The organism is Undibacterium sp. KW1 (assembly GCF_009937955.1).
Classification (GTDB): domain Bacteria; phylum Pseudomonadota; class Gammaproteobacteria; order Burkholderiales; family Burkholderiaceae_D; genus Undibacterium.
In genome coordinates this window covers 45,315-62,829 of sequence record NZ_AP018439.1, presented here as the reverse complement: position 1 = coordinate 62,829, position 17,515 = coordinate 45,315, and the positions used below count along the sequence as shown (strand labels likewise).

Here is a 17,515-nt window from a genome sequence, read left to right as displayed (position 1 = left end):
CTTGAGCTGCCAGAGATTAGTTGTCTTTTCGCAATTAAAAATCATGGTTTCATATCCAATCCACATTAATCGAGACAACTATTGGCAAGCACTATGTTTTTGTTGACCGTAGGTTGCGAAGCGGCAAAAGGGCCTGTTGAAAAGCTGACTTTTGAACAGCTTGAAACTGCTTTCAAATCTTGTAAATCAACAGGTAAAACCGCTACTGATAACTACTGCAAAGAAGTTGCCGTAGTCTACGAGGATCAAAGTGTTAAGAGGCATGAGAAAGCCAGGCTAGCAAAATTGCGAGAGGGAAGATAATTTAGAAAACCAGATTGGATAGCGTAACCTACGTGGATTTTATCAAGTCTTTACGCTCATTGAATTCCTGGATCACGTTGAGGGCTGTAACTCACCGGCTACGGCTTTGAAACAATATCTTGTCAAAAAAATTGTTTCATGCGCAGCCGATGAGCACCTCCTATTTCACAAATTAAGTGCTTTGATAGGTCTTCAAGCTACAATTTGAATAGCAACCTGAAGATGTTGTAGTTTCCACCAATTTTTGATTCAAGGCAGTCCAAAAGCATCCAGTCTAGCAGGATTGAAATGAATCAAAGATCTTCCACGAGCCAACTGCGAAGGTATCAGTTCTCGTCCGAATAGGCTGGCAAAGGCTGGGAAATCCATCATCCGCTTAGGTTCATGACAAAGCATAAATGCAGCTCTCGCATTGCTGAATACTACTCCCGAAGATAGCCCTTTAGCCCAGGCCGGGTCAATCGCTCCATACAAGCGCATCGCGGAACAGTACCCTCGCGAACCGGTGTCACTTGCCCCAAATTCAACCTCCATAGCGTCGCCACACCAATTTTTGAAAGCCTGATGAACTTCGGCCCCGCTCGACGACAGGCAGCCAGGCTGCGCGCACAGTTCAAGTAGAGCGCCGAAGGCTGCGGCTATGTCATCATCTGTGTAGGGAAGTCGGCGCATGCCATTCCATGCTTCACGCACTAACCTCTCAATCCGTTCATGATCCACGGCCTCCGGTAAGCCCTGTAACTTCCATTGGACTGCACGCAGACGAAGTGAAGTGTCTTGGCGCATCGCAGTAGAAATGCCATAAGCAAGTTGTGCGCTTGGTGGAGGAACGTTGGGGCCGTCTCGCAAGGTAATGGTTTGTTGAATGCCCACCACCTCGTAGAAAATTTCTGCAGGCGTTTCGAACCAAGGTTTCAGAGCCTCTTCACTCCAACTCGGCAGCTCTCCAGGTGGAGTATCATACTTTCCGGCGTCATATCCATCCGATCTGACAAATAAGTGCTTGACCATCGATTGACCGAGCGACGCTCGCTCGATTTGCTCTTGTATAAATAGCTTATGGTTTAAGGCACGACGTTCGTCTTCGAAATAGTTGTTTAGAAGCTGCTCTAAAGCACTCTGGTGCTCAGGATAGATTGAATTTTTCGGCGGGAACGATGGATAACCTGACCAAGGAAATTCTATCCGATCTAGGTCATAGAAATGGTACCAATTGTGGTTGGTATACACAAAGTGCCCAGCCTGAGCTTGGAGTCGCCACAAATTATCTACGTTTACCGAAATAAGATCGATTTCTAACTTTTGTTGTCCCTGCTTAGTGTGCGGTGTTATGTACTTATCGTAGAAGCTACGTAAATCTGCCGTATCTAAACAAAAGATTGCAGAGACGGTCCCCGGGGCCGGTGGATCCTTGCAATCAGAAGCAAAGAAGCCCGCAATTCCAGGTTCGGTGCTGAAATCGACGTAACAGGTTGGGAATCCATAGTGTTGAAGTATTGCCATCAACTGATCGCAATTGGCAGGGTCGGCTAGGTATCTGACTGATGGCTCGGATTGTGCCCACCCCACAAAGCGCCTGATCCTTTGTGTTATAACCTCCTGCGGCTCGCCTCGCTGAACGGCACGCTCCATCGAAGTTGCTGGCATCCAGTTGGCCTGTAATTGCCCCCGGAACCAGTCGTACTGCCCGTCTTTTTTGAACTGAAGGGCCATCTCGACAGCTTCTTCCACATTATTGACGATGTATCGTTCCATCCTTGCCTTTTCCCTTCAAAAAACAATTACTACGATGTTTAGTAGTTTGTGTGAGTAACAATACAACTTACCCTGCCAAATCAAGGCCCGATTTAGACAGAACGAGCGTAGTAATCCACAATCTATTAGTCGCAATCTTCATTACGAGGCAATTCTCCATTTTTTGGCATTCAAATGCCTCAATCGTAAGTCATTCTGGCAGCGGTTTTAATCCTATATATAGCTCGATTCCTGTGGCCGTACTGTCGTATAACGCTGCAGCATGTGGATTGGTCTGTGATACGGAAGTCGCTAACGCACGAAGCCGATCGACGACCGTCTTAGCATGTTCTACAGACGGGATTGAACTAGCATAGACACTTCTAAATGATTCAATGCTGGTAAGGGCATCACGAATATTTGAAAAAGGAATCGTATCATTGGTGTTTGCCATATTTACTCCATAGTTATTGCCAGCGTTAAACTGGTCGAGGTTCTAAAATTTGGTGAGGTGAATCTGATACTGATAGGGAAATTAAATCGAAGGTTTTATTTATTGATGTAGCACTCCAGCTCCATCGTTTCAACTTCGAGAAATAAGAGTTTTGGTCAGACTCATTTACTCCAACTATTTATCTTTTTGCATAAATATACTCGTTTCCAACTGAAATTAATTATACATACAAATAGATTTTTTAATAATTATCAAATAGTTGCTTAAATAACTTAACTACTTAGCATATCGAAAAATCTTCCTTTGAGCTGTCTGACCTCCCTGCCGAAAACCCGGCCACCTATGACATGACCTGTGAAGGGACACCTAGCTAACAAGCAGTTGTCGGTCTAGGACTTAACAACATTGGTGGAATGAAACAGGATGTTGTCTTGCACTTCCAAGCAGTCAGGGCGATCCAGCAATTTAGTGTCAGCGATCTGTCTGGCAATGCGCTTTTCGGCGGGAAATTTATGGTGCGTCCCTGGTTGAATTGTTTGGGTGCGGTGGCAGAGTCAGAATAATGTGCAACATCTGATTGCGATGCGACAGGTTGATTTGTTGCATTTGCTGGGTGAACTGAAGACAAGGAGCAGGGCTTTTTATTTATTTATGAAATTTAGGTATAGGTTTAATTCCAATTAAAAACCAAATGCAGAACACAAGTGAATCTCCCTCGCAAGGTAACCATGCAGTCTGAATACGCAAGCTTAAAAACTTGATTCCAGGTATTCAATAACGTCTTCAGTTGTTGTCCCTACATAGCGCCCGTATCTTTTGTGTAAAGATACGTCTGGCCTTTTAATCATTGCGCTCCATGGACGTTCGGCAAAGAAAGCATCGAAGTCCCCAATAGCTGCTGCGTGATGAAAATCCAAAAAACCATTTTTTTACCTGTTGCGGAAGAACTTCAATTCTGTCATTGCTGATGGTCAACCTAAGACGGGCGATGTCGAAATGTAAATTATCAGGTGCATAACCTCACAAGTTAATGCATAATAAAGTTGCAAGCTTAATTGGGGATAATCTTGTGCAACCTTTCTCACTCCAGCCCCTTTTTCGAAACTTTTTAAGGCGAAAACGAAATGGCAAATGATATCGAGATTCAGGTAAAACGCGGAACCAAAGTTAATTTAGTTGAGGTCGATGATATCGAAAACGATTATCACGCGACCATCCGAACTGCCGATGACAAGAAGCTGAAAGTACAAGTTACCCGTATAGATAAAAATCCGGGTATTTCTTCTAAGGTTGTTGACGTTGTGATGTGTGGATGAACTAGTTTTACTTTTATAGAGCCGGCATTATTTGTCGGCTCTTTTCATGAAAGATATCTATGGATTTCGACTTCAAACCTCGCCTTCGTCATTGCACGCTTATTAAAACGGAAAATTCTGACTCGTTAACTATAGTAGTTGGAACAGATTATTTCTCTGTTGAAACTACACCTGAAAATTATAAAAAGCTATTGGCTCTAAAGTCGATGTTTGACGGTCGAAGAACAATTGGCGAAATTGCCAATATTCAGAATTTAACTATAAATGAGGTTCTTGAGGTAGTAACTCAATTTAAAGAAATGAAGCTTTTGAGTAATTCATCTCAACCTTCTAACTATATTTCTGGACGTGATTTCATCGAGCAAATTTCGGCGACTTCAACAATGTGGGCTCGCCAAATTGGATATCATCGTCTATTTACTAAACTGAGTTCTGGTACCACCACGAGAGCGGTGGCAATTGGGCTCTTCATCGAATCATTTCACTATGTTGGCTCGGCTGCTCGACATATTTCGACAGCAATTGCCCACGCATCGGATCCTCGTGCACAAAAGATCCTTGCGAGATACCTTTCTGAAGAGCACGATCATTCTCATATCTTTAAACAGGCCCTAATGAAAATAGGTGTTCCGAACGAACATTTAGCAACAGCACACCCAACTATCGGGACTATTTCATTAACAAATATGCTGTGTGAAATAGGTCGTCACAGTTCGTTGGCATATATAGCTTGCACAAGTCTTTTCGAAGCAAGGGCTGCAGACGCAGATCAAGCAGAAACTGAATTTCGCGCCATTTGTGAACTGTACGAAATTCCAAAGGAAAGTGCTGACCTTTTCATTACGCATTTCCGGGCAGATATTAGTGCAGGGCATACTTCACTTTTAAGTGAGTATGTTAGGGACACTGACGAAATTCCAACGACTGTAGCTCATGAAGCAGTAAACTATATGCATGATTTGAAGCATTCTTTTGACCAATATCATGATCATATTCTGGCGTATTACGAAGATATATCCAATTACATACCTCGGCCTAAAGTCGATTATTTTTGCTTGTGAGTAAAGTAAATATAGGGTTCGAGCACTCTTTCAAGCCACTCGCAAATTTGCCATTTGGTTGCCAACTGCCACGTATATCTCATTCGTACGGGTAACATTTTTCCAATAGCAAACGTGGCCGCAGAGTCCCAATGAAAAGGATGGATAACCCACTTCATAGGGCCTTTTTTATATTTGTGAGGTAGGCACATCAAATGCCATAACTGTGAGGTACAACTCACGGTTCGGATCATCTCGATTGGCGAAGACATAACGGAAGACTGTTTCTGTGGAACCAGGCATATCACGCTTATACTGAGGGTGCCCTCGAACGGAATCTGGTATAGCTGTTAAAACTCTTGAAAAGTCACGATTTCGATTAAATACAACCACCGCAGTTTTTGTGTCTCGCCAAGAACTGTATCCAAGCAGCTGGTCTATCGTCTCAGCCAGCTTCTTCGGTCCCGACCAAACTTTGCACTCAGCGATGAAAATATTTCGACCTTCAGAGCGGATCAAAATATCGGTCTTGCCTTCATAGTTAAAGGTTTCGCCAGTTGCTTGTCCTTGGTAGTGTCCGTTGAGCTGGACAAGGAAATGGGAACGCAATGCTTCTTCATTTACATCATGGAAAGCTGATGGACTCAATTCCATAACCTGTGCCATGCCTTGCATGATGCCAAGAATGTGGTCGTAGTCCATTTGCCCAAGCACTGGTTCTGGCCTAAATGGTGCTGAAGATGCCTTAGGCATTACAGGAGTGATTTTCTTGCGTATCTCTGCAGGTAGGTAGGTCTTAGGAACGTTTGGCCGCTCTTTCATCTTGAAACCCAACGCAGCGACTGTGTTGCGATTTGATAGTAGCTTGTTTCGCCGGGCCTCAATAATTCGCCGCGCTTCCCCAAAAAGCTGCGAATTCAATCCAGAAAAATTAATACGAAGATTTGATAAATAGGTCTGAATGTTTTTGACAGTACCATCAATCTCGCTTTTAACCTGAGTAGCTTCCAGATTTGTACCCACTATTGAGAAAATTATTTTGTTTCCGCGGATAGATGCGCGGGGTGGGTTCAAAGTGAAAGTGCTCGGCTGGACCATCAACGTATCTGCCTCACCAGTAAAGGGAATTTCCACTTCGATTTCCGAACCGGTAATATAGAAAGGCCTGGTGCGATCACTGATGTACCTCAGTGGATCTCTACTGACATCAATATCTTTTTCTCGCTGATCGACAACCAAATTTTCTTCGTCGACCTTTGCGACTTCTATCTGAAACTTCTCAGCAAAATATCCGGCCAGATCGTCCACAGAAGTATTTAATAGGCGGTCAGGATCCATCTTTTCGATTTCACTCGTCATCTGCCGCCTTTGATTATCCTCAACTGCACTCCAGGAGTTGAAGGTGAATAGGTAGTCTGAATGGGCCAAAGGGTCCTCCTTAGGTGTCTCACAAGTGCTGATTATATTTACTTAACAAACATCGATTTTTTCTTCAGTTCAGCTACGTGTATGCCCTGCATCAGTCGCTAGGGGTGAATATAAATTTTTCACAAAACTCATCATCCATGTTTACTGAGACTGAATGGACGGCACTAGAATACCGTGTCGATATCTGACTGAAGACTTACGCAGCTTGCAACAAATTCTTGGGGTAGCCAGTATTGAAGCGCATTGATATGGCAGGTTTCATTCCCTCTTTGCGCGCAGCGTCACTTGCTTGGTTATATTCCCATATGCTCATGGACGGCAAAGCCTGATTGGCAAACGGTACTTTGAAATACTGCTTCAGATCAGGGTCGTAGAACCACACAGCGCTGATGTCTCGTGGATCACGTCGGAAAATAAATTCCCGCTTTTTGGAATGATCATTCGGATCTGATGCGTTGATCCAGGTCCGCAATACATCTGCATAGTACCTAAGGCCATCAATGGCAACACCGTAAGTCTGGATGGTTCGTTTAAAGTTTGGCAAAAAATCGAGCAGCAGAGCCAGCCTGTCTGTTGGCCGTGGTGGCAAGCCGCGACCGGAGGTCTCTGCATTTCCAAACATCCCAATTTCCCATTTCCTCGCAGGTGTCATACCGATACCAGTATGAAGACGCTGATGATATACCTTGCAAATCAGGGTAACGAGCCAGGTTTCAAATTCAGATTTCGTCATTGCAGCATGCTTTTCTGAATCGTAGCCCTCACGATCTTTAATCGAAGAAAAGGTCGTACCTGGTAAGTCATGAATTTCACGAAGCAGAGTGCCAAGCATTCTTTCAATATGTCCGCCGTACCGTGGTTGTTTGACCGGACGAAACTCTAGATCGATATTGTGCATGAGGCAGGACTGCGTGAAATTATCTGAACGGAAGTCAGCGCCATTGTCAGTATGGATTTTATCCATGATGCCCCATACATCCCACCTGGCGTCCACTTTGTGCAGCGCCAGCCACTCATCTTTAGGCAAAACCGCATGGGCTACGCACATCGCTACAGAGGTTTCGCTAGGTGGATCAAACGAAAGATAATAACCAACGATCATACGGCTAAATACGTCAATTGCTACAGTTATCCAAGGTCTCCCGATTGGTTTTCTATATATATCATCGACCAGGATGATATCAGCCGGGGTATGGTCAATCTGGACAACCGCCAGTGGATAGTCGGCATTAGGGAATCGGCCAGCGGCAGGCATAAACTTGTTTTTTGCCTTTTCTTTGAATCCGCGTCCAAACAATCGCTGTTTTTCGCCAAGTGCACTTATCCTGGCACGGACAGTATTTGGATGTGGCGGTTCAATATGGCCGATCTGGCATCGCCTCATTACTTCCAGGATGACTTTTTGTGGTGATGAGCGTTGGTTCGTTAGATAGGTGTCCTGCAATACCTTCTGGATGAGATCTTCTGCATCCTTAGATATGCGCAATCCACCTGCCTTCCAGCCACGCTTTCTTGGGATCAATGCAGAAACAACGCCGAGACTTTGATAACGGCGCAACCATCGATAAAGCGTCGCCGTATCTACCCCAACTTCGGCTGCACGTTCTGAAATGATCGTCCGCCCGCAATTCGGGTCTGACAACAGGGGTTTTATTGCCGCGTATCGCTGCTCAGCAATTTTCCAGTCTGTATCAGCAATATCTTCCATATCGTAGGATGCCACTGCCTGTAATTCTAGACTGGCATCGGTGACAGGTGACAATTCTCCGATACGGAGTGAGCGGCTGCGGCCGCTTTCGACCTCTACCCCGACAACAGTGTCAAAATCCAATACTTGGACTATTCGATGTATCAGCCCATTCAACGAGACGTGGGCACCAGGCCGAAGGTCCAGCTTTTGACGGTTGAGTGTCACACCGATCGACATTTCGACGGTTTCATCATTATTTTCCATGGCGAGCTACCCAGAGAACGACATCATTATTTAATCGCAGAGTCAGGTCACATTCCAGTAAGCCTGTTGCAAGCATGTGCCAGAGATGAGATATGCCTACTGCGGTTTCCGTACTGCCGCTAAAGTGCCTGCCCAATAGGTACTGAAATGGTGCTTGGCCCATATCGCGAAGGTTTTCCAGTATCCATTGCGTTTCTTCACGGGGAAATTCCATCTTTTTGTATCGCCTCAAGAACATGATGTTTTCAAACACCTGATCCCTAATGCGAGATTCGTCTTGAATGCGAAAATCCCAGCCTTGCTCCTTAGCATAGCGAAGCGCGGCGCTAAATTTTGGTTTCATGTCCTTCCAGTCTGCCCGCAGCACTTCCCTTGGCTTAACTTCTACAAGTAGAGGTTTCAGGCATTCACCCCATGCATAATCACTAGCACGGAAATAAACCAGGAAGTCTGGAGTGTAGGTATACATCCGACCATTGCCCGCGACGAAAGGAATCTGAACTGGCTGGGGAATTACTTCCAGAACAATTTGGCTAAATTCTTTTCTGACGAGAAAATCCCGTTCCAGGGTGGATTCAAATGGAATTGATACCTGGCCCCTGAATGAAAAAATGCCAGAAACGCTCCGTCGTGTAGGGCGAATTTTCCTGGTTTGTTGGGGGATTTCTAACGCGTTGCAGTTAATTCTGTCCAATTAGCACCTCGTCGCAGGTATTTTTATGAAATACATCGCAATAATTGCATGAAAATGCTAGCTAACCCATTGATTTATGGTTCAGAGTGTCGCATTAATTGGAGTATATTACAGAGGTGGAACACCAAGGCCAGGTGAAATTTCCCTGGCTCACAGGGGAGTGCTCTTCCTCGACGAACTCCCGGAATTCGATAGAAAAGTGCTGGAAGTTTTACGTGAACCGCTGGAATCTGGTCACATTACCATCTCACGCGCGGCGCGTCAGGCTGATTTCCCGGCACGCTTTCAATTAATAGCAGCTATGAACCCTTGTCCTTGCGGCTACTTCGGGCACAGCAATGGCAAATGCCGCTGCACGCCTGACATCATCGCCCGCTACCAGGACAGGATATCCGGCCCTTTGCTGGACCGCATAGACATGCAGATACAAGTTGGCGCACTTCCGCATGCGGACTTGCTCAAGCAGGCCGATGGCGAGGCCAGTGCCAGCATACATGCGCGGGTAGAAACTGCTTTTGAGCGACAACAACAGCGCCAGGGCAAGGCGAATAACCTGTTATCAACCACAGAAATTGACCTGCACTGCCAACCGGATGCGCAAGCCGGGCAGCTCTTGCGCAATGCCATGACCAAGCTCAACTGGTCAGCCCGTGCCTATCACCGCGTCTTGAAAGTCGCCCGCACCATAGCCGACCTGGCTGGTTCAGCCCATATCGCCACGCCACATGTAGCCGAGGCTATCCAGTACCGGCGGGCACTCCGGGATCAGTAAAGCCGGCCACGGCATTGAAATTATCAATGCCATGACCAGATAGGGGACAGCATTAATGTATCTCTCAACAGGAGTTGATCATGTCCCCGCAGGAAATCCAGGTTTTACAGAACTTTCTCGACCAATTGGTGAAAGTGCAAGACAGCAATAAAGATGCGCAGGCGCTGGCGATGATCAATGAGGCCGTCAGCAAGCAGCCAGATGCACATTATCTGCTGGTACAGCGCGCCTTGTTGCTGGATCAGGCTTTGTCCAATGCCAACCAGCAAATTGCCAGCCTGCAAACCCAGTTGCGTGATGTGCAGGCGCAAAGAAACCCGGCACCGGCAGGCAACTTCCTTGACCCGGCTACGACAGGCTGGGGCAACAGTGCCAGCAGCCGTGCCCAGACTGCGGCCAGCTACAGCGTCAGTGGGCAAGTATTGCCACCGCCTCTCCCGGCAAGTTATATGAATGCAGCAGCGCCTGTGGCGGCACCGGCGTCAGGCTTTTTTGGTGGTGGCGCTGGCAATGTACTGGGTACGGTGGCAGCCACTGCGGCAGGTGTTGCTGCGGGTGCCTTTCTATTCCAGGGCATAGGGCATTTGATGGGTGGCCAGCAACATGCGGCCAGCACTGACAATGCCGCTGCGCAACTCAACCAGGGTGGTGGTGATCTGATCCCCGGTTATTTTGATACAGGCAATACCAGCAATCCTAGCAACACCAGCGCCACTAATACTGACGGCACTGCCCACGCATCTCCTCTGGCTGATGCTACTCCTTCAGAGTCTGGATTTGCGGATGACAATTATTTTGATGGTGATGACCTGGATCTGGCCTGATCCTCGGGTGGTCAAATTGTAAGCGCCGCATGCAAACAGGTTTGCTTTTCATCAAGGAAAGCCTGTAGCCCTTCCCATTCTGTTGGCAGACTGCATTTTTGTTACAGCGCGTTACGAAAATGTGGGTAAATATACATATACTGCGTATCACGGTTTATCGATTGATGCGTTATAGATGGATGTCAACGGAAAAGGCAGAGCGAAATGACGACCCGACTTAATTTGCAACATGCCCTGGCCGCCAGCGTGCTGGTCTTGCTGAGCGCCTGTAGCACCACCTCCCAGCAACAGGCAACGGATAACAGCAAATTGCCGCCGGTAGGCAACACGCTGAGTAAAGCCGCAGTGGCACCAGAAGCCTTGTTGAACCGTCTGAGCTGGGGTAGCAATCCATCCACATTGCAGGCCATGCAGGCCGTGGGACCGGACCGTTACCTTGACCAACAGTTGCGCGGGCGCAATGCCACCCTGCCTGCTGCGATACAGGCACAGATCAATGCGATGACCATTTCACGCCAGCCTTTCATGGATACCATGCGTGACCTCGAAGCACGCCGGGTCGCCTCAGAACAGCAAAAAGGTACGGACGACACGCTGCGCAAGGAATACCAGCAGGAAATGACGCGCCTGGCCAGGGAAGCTGCCAACCGCGCCCTGCTGCGTGACATTTACTCTTCCAATCAGTTGCAGGAACAGATGAGCTGGTTCTGGATGAACCATTTCAATATCCATAGCGGCAAGCACAATATACGTGCGATGCTCGGTGACTTTGAAGAACAGGCAATACGCCCGAATGCCCTTGGCAACTTCCGTGACTTGCTGCGTGCCACGGTCATGCATCCGGCCATGCTGCGTTATCTGGACAATGAATACAATGCCGTCAACCGCATCAATGAAAACTATGCGCGTGAATTGATGGAATTGCACACCATGGGTGTCAATGGTGGCTACAGCCAGAAAGATGTGCAGGAACTGGCCAGAGTACTCACCGGTGTTGGTGTCAGCCTGAACAAGGATGCACCACGCATGAAGCCTGAACAGGAAAAGCTGTATGTCAGGAAAGGCATGTTTGAATTCCAGCCGCAACGCCATGATTTTGGTGACAAGCAAATCCTCGGGCAAACCATCAAGGGGCGCGGCATTGCCGAACTTGATGATGTCTTGCTGATGTTGTCCAGGCAACCGGCAACGGCGCGTTATGTGAGCCAGAAACTCGCGCAGTTCTTTGTGGCAGACAACCCATCAAAAGACCTGGTAGAGAAGATGGCACAGCGCTTCCTGCAAACTGACGGCGATATCCCGGCGACCCTGCGTACCATGTTTGACAGCCAGGAATTCGTCGCCTCGCTGGGCAAGAAATTCAAGGACCCGATGCACTATATGCTGGCCTCGGTACGCCTCGCCTATGACGGCAATACCATCGTCAATACCGGCCCCATGCTGAACTGGCTGAATATGATGGGCCAGCAACTGAACGGCCGGCAGACACCGGATGGTTACGCACTTGATGAAAGCGCCTGGGCCAGCTCGGGTCAGATGACAGTGCGCTTTGATATTGCCAGGTCACTCGCGAATGGCAACCCTGGTTTGTTCAAAGTCGATACGCCAGCGCCATCTGCTACAGCGGCGGCAGCCATGCCAGCAGCATCGATGGCACCACCAGTTGCCGCAAGTGGCATGCAAGCCCCGGTAATGTCACCAGCACCTGCAGTACCAGCAGTACCAGTAACAGCGCAGGCAGCAACACCTGCGGCGCCAGCTGCACCTAAGCCACCGCCACCGGCACTGGCAACATCGGGCTATGTAAAAAACTGGAGCAAGCAATTCAGCCCTGCCACGCAAACTGCATTGAGCCAGGCAAGTACGCCGCAGGAGTGGAATGCCTTGTTCCTCGCCTCACCTGAAATGATGCGCCGCTAATTCTCACGGAGAAACAGACATGAAACGCCGAGACTTATTGAAAGCACTGGCCTTGCTGCCATCGACTGCCATGCTGGGCATATCCAGCCAGGTCATGGCTGCGCCCGCCACACAAAACCGCCTGCTGCTGGTCTTTTTGCGCGGTGGCTATGATGCCAGTAACCTGCTGATACCGACATCAAGCAATTTTTATTATGAATCACGACCCAATATCGCGATTGCCAGACCAGGTTCAACACCGGATGCAGCCCTCGCCCTGAATGCTGACTGGGGCCTGCACCCGGCCTTGCGCGAGACGATTTACACTATGTTCCAGCAGGGTGAAGCTGCCTTCATCCCTTTTGCCGGTACCGAGGACCTGACGCGCAGCCATTTTGAAACCCAGGACAGCATAGAAATGGGCCAGCCCTTGAATGGCAGCAGGAATTTCCATTCCGGCTTCATGAACCGGCTGGCCAAGGTGCTGGGCAATAATGGCAAGATGACCGCCATGTCCTTCACTGACCAGTTGCCACTGGCCATGCAGGGTAGCGCCCATATTGCCAATACGGCGCTGCGCAATGTCAGCAAGAATAATATTGATCAGCGCCAGCGCGACCTGATCCTGCAAATGTATGCCGACACCAGCCTCTCGCAGGCAGTCAGGGATGGTTTTGCCATGCGGGATGAAGTCGCCCGTGAAATGCAGGAAGAAATGAACAGCGCCAACCGCAATGCGATTTCGACCAAGGGTCTTGAGCTGGAAGCACAAAGAATAGCCAGACTCATGCGCGAAAAATATGCGCTAGGCTTTATTGATGTCGGTGGCTGGGATACCCATGTCAACCAGGGTGGTTCAAGCGGCACCCTGGCGGTCAAGTTTGAAGAACTGGGTCGCGGCCTGGCAGCTTATCGCAAGGAAATGGGCGACAACTGGCGCAATACCACGGTAGTGGTTATCAGTGAGTTTGGCCGTACCTTTCGTGAAAACGGCAAGCATGGTACCGACCATGGCCATGGCAGCGTGTATTGGGTATTGGGCGGCGGCATCAAGGGTGGGCAGGTCGCCGGTGAACAGATCGCGCTGGAAGCTGGCAAGTTGTTCCAGAACCGTGATTACCCTGTGCTCAACGAATACCGTGCCGTGCTGGGTGGCTTGTTTGGCCGCATCTATGGCTTGAACGCAAACCAGCTTGATCAGGTATTTGCCGGTGTCAAGGCAAGGGATCTGGGTTTGGCGTAGGTAATTTCAGCCCGCCATTGCCTTCTGTATGCAGGGGCAGGTCTATATAAAAATGTGTGCCAGTATGCAAGATATCCTGGCCTTCGCCACCTGGCTGCACAGTGTCATGGCCGGCATCCTGCGCCATGTAATAACCTATGTCGCCATGCATTTGCCGTATGATGGCCTGGGATATGGCCAGGCCAAGGCCAGTGCCTCCCTTGGCGCGGGTGTCTGAAGAATCTGCCTGGGAGAATTTCTGGAACAGGCGGTCGCGGAAGTTCTCGGGTATGCCTGCCCCCTGGTCTATCACCTCGATACGGATGAGATTGTCGTCCCTGGCCATGCTCAGTACCTGCACCACAGCCCCTCGGGTGAATACTTGCAGGCATTCGACAAGAGATTGGCCATGACTTGCTGAAAACGCCCGGTATCCACCATCACCATGGCTTGCTCCAGTTGGCTGCCAAGTACGATTTCAGTATTCATGCTTTGGGCAAAAGCCTGGTTATTGCTGATCGCTGTTTGCAGCAGGTTTTGCAAGGGCAGACATTCAAAGACGAAGTCCATCTTGCCGGCTTCAATTTTCTGGATATCGAGTAAATCATTGATGAGCCGCGTCAGGCTCTCGCTATTCTTGTGCGCCATACCCATCAGGGCAGAGATTTTGTCAGGCACAGCCCCCATGGCACCACCCATGATAAGTCCCAGCGACCCGCGTATGGCGGTCAGCGGTGTGCGCAATTCATGGCTGACGGTGGAGATGAATTCGCTCTTCATGCGCTCCATCTTGCGGCGTTCGGAAATGTCTCTGACGATGACGATCAGTTTGCGTCTGCCCGCATGGTAATACTCGGTGATCGCCAGCTCTGCCGGGAACAGGCTGCCGTCCTTGCGCATTCGTTCAGCCTCGGTACGCAGGCAGCCGGTTTCCAGGAATTCGCGGCGGCTCATGGCCAGACCCAGCAAATCAGGCTGGCCGGGTGGAGAAAAGAACTTGCCATTCTTGCCCACCACTTCATTGGCCGGATGACCATAGATCGCCACCGCAGCCGGATTCAGCGCTTCTATCTTGCCGGTATGATCGATCATGATGATGCCATCTGCCGCATTCTGGAAGATGGCTTGCAGGCGGTCAGATGAATCTTTGAGGGCAATTTGCTGTTCGGTCAGGTTTTTCAGCAAGTGGGCCTGGTTGCGGTTGATGACCTCAGCCTGCTGCTTGAGTTCTGTTGTCACGACCAGGTCTTGCTCGCGTCTTTCCAGCAAATTCACCAGCACGCTGAAAGCGGCGACGATAGCCAGGATGCCACTCATGGCGACGATGACGATGCCAGTACTGATCTTGCGCCAGTCAGCCAGGTACAAGTCTTCATCAACAGAAAAATTGATGATCAGCGGATATTTTTCCAGTGACTGTATGGCCGCCATCCGTGTCACAGCTTTGCCACCTTCTGACATCCGCGGGTTATTGGTGATCAGCACACCTGATTTCTTGTTTTTTTCATGCACCAGTTCATAGGTACTACCGGTCAGGTTGCGCATGCCCATGACTTCACCACGTTCAGGCCAGCGCGCCAGATAAGTAAAGTCATTCCTCAGCAGACCTACGGAAGCATGGCCGTCAGCACTGAGTTTTTCATAAAACTGCGAGTAAAACGAGGGTGACATGCCGAGGATGACGACACCGATGAATTCACCATCACTGCCTGTCAGCCTGTGGCTGAGGAAAAACATCCATTTGCCGGTGGTCTTGCTGCGTACCGAAGAACTCAGGAAGATGCCTTGCACAGGATTGTCACGCTGGGCGATGAAGTAATCGCGGTCTGCAAGGCTATAGGTAGGGGCGGGGAAATTGCGCGAAGTATTAATGACATTGCCATCAACATCAAGCACGGAGATAACCTCAACGGCGGGCGACAATGCTGCTTTTTCACGCAGGAACTGGTGAAAATCGTGAGTTGATAATTTGCCTGACAGATATTCAGCGCTGACGCTCCAGCGGTCCTGGATGCGCTCGGCGATGCTGTCGAGTGCGGTATAGGCAAAATCCATCTGCTGGCTAACGGTTTCTGCCAGCACGACACTGAAGGTTTCAGTCTGCTTTTCCCATTTGCCGATTTCCTGTAAGCGCAACATCCAGATGGCAGTCGCTGCACCAACGATAATGGCTAGCACCAGACTGGCCGCCAGCGCAATGGCTAAACGGCTGGTAGGCAATCCCGCTGGCTTCAATTCATGTCGTCCGGTCACGCTCAAAGCTGATCCTTGTGCTCAAGTCTGGCAAGTTGATAGGCCCGTATGTTGCCTGAAATATTGAAGTGATGAAATTTTGATTTTCAAATAATACTGTAATGTAAATATATTCTATTCCGGTACTCAACAGTGACTGATAGTTTTTATATCGACAAGAATATACACAAACATGACTATCAGGGCTTGCTACCATGTTGATGAAATACACCTTGCAACACCGGAACTTTATCAGTCGGCAGCAAATATGCAGACGATTTACCACGCTTTCTATGAAGTAACTATTTATTCCTGTTAAAAATATCCGGGAAATGTTACGGTTTTAAGAATGTACCTGGATACATGCCAACGATGGCTTGCCCGGGTATTGCATAAAAACTTGGAGAGGGAGCAAGCAAAATGAGAAAAAGCGTTTGGATCAAAGGTCTGGTCATCAGTTTGTTGCTCGGCAGCGCCCCGGCCTGGGCCGAAGTCACTTCTTGCGAAGTAATCAAAGACAAGGTGGCAGCAAAGCTGGAGGGCAAAGGAGTCAGCAATTACAGTCTGCAGGTGGTATCCAAAGACACTGAAACCAAGCATCGCGTGGTCGGCACCTGCGAAGGTGGCAAAAAGAAAATTATCTACAAAAAAGAAAAGTCTGGCAGCAAGGCAGAAGAATAACCGCTAGAACTCATCACAACCAGGCCTGCAAAGCGGATTTGCCCAGCCACCCTGGCTGGCAAATCCGCTTTTTCCCATTGCGGCTTTACAAGGCCCTGACCATATAAAAGGCAGGCCCCACATAGCTGTCGAGCTTTGCCTGTTGTTCTTCATCCAGGTCAGTCTGGGCTATGAATCCGAGTTTTTGCCAGTAAGACCGGGTACTTTGTACGGAGACCAGGCAGGCATATTGCCAGCCTTGCGCAGCTGCATATTCCAGTGCGCTTGCCAGTATGGCACGGGCCACCCCCTGCCCTGCCTGCTCTGTTGCGACAGCCATATCATGCAGGTAGAGCGCATTGGCTGGCTGGGCGGGCTGGAATTCCTGTCCCAGGGCAGAAATCTTCCCAAAGCGTGAAGGATAGGCTGCAAGGTAAGCGACTACCTGATTGCCAAGCTCAGCCACCCAGGCGCAAGCTGGTGCTGCCGCCAGGCGGCTGGCCAGTAATGCAGGGGCTTCCACCATGTCGGCTACATAAGCCTGGGTCTGTATATGATAGACAGCTGCCAGGTCGGCTGGCTGCATGGTGCGTACCAACATCCTATGTTCTCTATTTTGATGCCTTGGCACTGGCGGAGGCGCTGCTTTCTTCGGCGTTGGGAGCTTCTGATTTCGCCAGTTCGGGCTTAACGACATCGATCTTGTTTTCCCGCATATAGTCGTTCATTTCCTTCCATCCGGCATATACGGCTGAACGGGCAGCATCAGGGTTCAGGGCATAACAGTCTTCTATGGCGCGGCCGGCATGGCGGCAGGCGCTGCCGGTGGCACGGGCATCTGATTCGCGGGCCGCTGCTTCTTTCGCGGGGTCAGGCAAACCCAGGCGGTCGCAAGCCGTCAGCGATGTCAGCATCAGCAAAAAAATCCCGGAGAACTTGAAAAGTGACATCACAACACCAAAAAATGAAATGAAAACATACCC

16 protein-coding genes and 1 pseudogene are annotated in these 17,515 nt (G+C 49.2%); 8 read left to right on the top strand and 9 right to left on the bottom strand.

Going from position 1 to position 17,515, the window contains the following annotated elements; all coding sequences use genetic code 11:
* The first annotated feature begins 93 nt into the window (after window positions 1-93).
* Window positions 94-303 (top strand): hypothetical protein, encoded by a 210-nt coding sequence (locus tag UNDKW_RS00320; RefSeq protein WP_162057109.1) that lies wholly within the window; start codon window positions 94-96, stop codon window positions 301-303.
* Between the two features lie 249 nt (window positions 304-552).
* Here the strand turns inward: UNDKW_RS00320 and UNDKW_RS00315 are convergent, their stop codons facing one another.
* On the bottom strand, window positions 553-2,058 hold the full coding sequence (locus tag UNDKW_RS00315) for an FRG domain-containing protein (protein WP_162057108.1): 1,506 nt from the start codon (window positions 2,056-2,058) through the stop codon (window positions 553-555).
* A gap of 190 nt (window positions 2,059-2,248) precedes the next feature.
* Entirely contained in the window at window positions 2,249-2,491 is a 243-nt protein-coding gene (locus tag UNDKW_RS00310) for a hypothetical protein (RefSeq protein ID WP_162057107.1), read from the bottom strand.
* 1,124 nt (window positions 2,492-3,615) lie between these two features.
* Here UNDKW_RS00310 and UNDKW_RS00305 point away from each other — a divergent pair.
* Together UNDKW_RS00305 and UNDKW_RS00300 are read left to right on the top strand one after the other, a co-directional pair.
* Window positions 3,616-3,807 carry a hypothetical protein gene (locus UNDKW_RS00305; protein WP_162057106.1) on the top strand — a complete coding sequence of 64 codons (192 nt, stop codon included), beginning with the start codon at window positions 3,616-3,618 and terminating at the stop codon, window positions 3,805-3,807.
* A gap of 59 nt (window positions 3,808-3,866) precedes the next feature.
* Window positions 3,867-4,868 carry an iron-containing redox enzyme family protein gene (locus UNDKW_RS00300; RefSeq protein ID WP_162057105.1) on the top strand — a complete coding sequence of 334 codons (1,002 nt, stop codon included), beginning with the start codon at window positions 3,867-3,869 and terminating at the stop codon, window positions 4,866-4,868.
* A gap of 168 nt (window positions 4,869-5,036) precedes the next feature.
* On the opposite strand, the gene UNDKW_RS00295 is transcribed toward UNDKW_RS00300, so the two are convergent.
* The 3 genes from UNDKW_RS00295 to UNDKW_RS00285 all read right to left on the bottom strand — a co-directional run bounded on the left by UNDKW_RS00295 (window position 5,037) and on the right by UNDKW_RS00285 (window position 8,923).
* Window positions 5,037-6,275: a hypothetical protein gene (locus UNDKW_RS00295; RefSeq protein ID WP_162057104.1), complete on the bottom strand. Its 1,239-nt coding sequence runs from the start codon at window positions 6,273-6,275 to the stop codon at window positions 5,037-5,039.
* 196 nt (window positions 6,276-6,471) lie between these two features.
* Window positions 6,472-8,229, bottom strand: a complete 1,758-nt coding sequence (locus tag UNDKW_RS00290; protein WP_232063180.1) for a Mu transposase C-terminal domain-containing protein — start codon at window positions 8,227-8,229, stop codon at window positions 6,472-6,474.
* Window positions 8,219-8,923, bottom strand: coding sequence for a TnsA endonuclease N-terminal domain-containing protein (locus UNDKW_RS00285; RefSeq protein ID WP_162057103.1), 705 nt, complete (start codon window positions 8,921-8,923; stop codon window positions 8,219-8,221). The genes UNDKW_RS00290 and UNDKW_RS00285 overlap by 11 nt, the downstream gene beginning before the upstream one ends.
* A gap of 88 nt (window positions 8,924-9,011) precedes the next feature.
* Here UNDKW_RS00285 and UNDKW_RS00280 point away from each other — a divergent pair.
* The 4 genes and pseudogenes from UNDKW_RS00280 to UNDKW_RS00265 form a co-directional block, all read left to right on the top strand.
* Window positions 9,012-9,695: pseudogene (locus UNDKW_RS00280) on the top strand (ATP-binding protein); the annotation flags it as partial.
* A gap of 80 nt (window positions 9,696-9,775) precedes the next feature.
* Complete coding sequence (locus tag UNDKW_RS00275) at window positions 9,776-10,519, top strand: DUF2076 domain-containing protein (RefSeq protein WP_162057102.1); 744 nt, start codon at window positions 9,776-9,778, stop codon at window positions 10,517-10,519.
* Between the two features lie 204 nt (window positions 10,520-10,723).
* Entirely contained in the window at window positions 10,724-12,439 is a 1,716-nt protein-coding gene (locus UNDKW_RS00270; RefSeq protein WP_162057101.1) for a DUF1800 domain-containing protein, read from the top strand.
* Window positions 12,440-12,458: 19 nt separating this feature from the next.
* Entirely contained in the window at window positions 12,459-13,661 is a 1,203-nt protein-coding gene (locus tag UNDKW_RS00265) for a DUF1501 domain-containing protein (protein WP_162057100.1), read from the top strand.
* Here UNDKW_RS00265 and UNDKW_RS00260 read toward each other — a convergent pair.
* Window positions 13,633-14,001, bottom strand: coding sequence for an ATP-binding protein (locus tag UNDKW_RS00260; protein WP_162057099.1), 369 nt, complete (start codon window positions 13,999-14,001; stop codon window positions 13,633-13,635). The genes UNDKW_RS00265 and UNDKW_RS00260 overlap by 29 nt on opposite strands.
* Window positions 13,989-15,893, bottom strand: coding sequence for a PAS domain S-box protein (locus tag UNDKW_RS00255; protein WP_162057098.1), 1,905 nt, complete (start codon window positions 15,891-15,893; stop codon window positions 13,989-13,991). Before UNDKW_RS00255 ends, UNDKW_RS00260 begins: the two co-directional genes overlap by 13 nt.
* Before the next feature lie 399 nt (window positions 15,894-16,292).
* Between UNDKW_RS00255 and UNDKW_RS00250 the strand changes: the two genes are divergently transcribed.
* Complete coding sequence (locus UNDKW_RS00250; RefSeq protein ID WP_197740961.1) at window positions 16,293-16,553, top strand: DUF1161 domain-containing protein; 261 nt, start codon at window positions 16,293-16,295, stop codon at window positions 16,551-16,553.
* An 85-nt stretch (window positions 16,554-16,638) separates the two neighbouring features.
* Here the strand turns inward: UNDKW_RS00250 and UNDKW_RS00245 are convergent, their stop codons facing one another.
* Complete coding sequence (locus tag UNDKW_RS00245; protein WP_162057097.1) at window positions 16,639-17,133, bottom strand: GNAT family N-acetyltransferase; 495 nt, start codon at window positions 17,131-17,133, stop codon at window positions 16,639-16,641.
* 10 nt (window positions 17,134-17,143) lie between these two features.
* Window positions 17,144-17,482, bottom strand: coding sequence for a hypothetical protein (locus UNDKW_RS00240; protein WP_162057096.1), 339 nt, complete (start codon window positions 17,480-17,482; stop codon window positions 17,144-17,146).
* Window positions 17,483-17,515: the final 33 nt, after the last annotated feature.

Bases quoted from the DNA above. Each gene is read 5' to 3' on its own strand.
- UNDKW_RS00320 (WP_162057109.1), top strand. From the start codon at position 94: ATGTTTTTGTTGACCGTAGGTTGCGAAGCGGCAAAAGGGCCTGTTGAA.
- UNDKW_RS00315 (WP_162057108.1), bottom strand. From the start codon at position 2,058: ATGGAACGATACATCGTCAATAATGTGGAAGAAGCTGTCGAGATGGCC.
- UNDKW_RS00310 (WP_162057107.1), bottom strand. From the start codon at position 2,491: ATGGCAAACACCAATGATACGATTCCTTTTTCAAATATTCGTGATGCC.
- UNDKW_RS00305 (WP_162057106.1), top strand. From the start codon at position 3,616: ATGGCAAATGATATCGAGATTCAGGTAAAACGCGGAACCAAAGTTAAT.
- UNDKW_RS00300 (WP_162057105.1), top strand. From the start codon at position 3,867: ATGGATTTCGACTTCAAACCTCGCCTTCGTCATTGCACGCTTATTAAA.
- UNDKW_RS00290 (WP_232063180.1), bottom strand. From the start codon at position 8,229: ATGGAAAATAATGATGAAACCGTCGAAATGTCGATCGGTGTGACACTC.
- UNDKW_RS00275 (WP_162057102.1), top strand. From the start codon at position 9,776: ATGTCCCCGCAGGAAATCCAGGTTTTACAGAACTTTCTCGACCAATTG.
- UNDKW_RS00270 (WP_162057101.1), top strand. From the start codon at position 10,724: ATGACGACCCGACTTAATTTGCAACATGCCCTGGCCGCCAGCGTGCTG.
- UNDKW_RS00265 (WP_162057100.1), top strand. From the start codon at position 12,459: ATGAAACGCCGAGACTTATTGAAAGCACTGGCCTTGCTGCCATCGACT.
- UNDKW_RS00250 (WP_197740961.1), top strand. From the start codon at position 16,293: ATGAGAAAAAGCGTTTGGATCAAAGGTCTGGTCATCAGTTTGTTGCTC.
- UNDKW_RS00245 (WP_162057097.1), bottom strand. From the start codon at position 17,133: ATGTTGGTACGCACCATGCAGCCAGCCGACCTGGCAGCTGTCTATCAT.
- UNDKW_RS00240 (WP_162057096.1), bottom strand. From the start codon at position 17,482: ATGTCACTTTTCAAGTTCTCCGGGATTTTTTTGCTGATGCTGACATCG.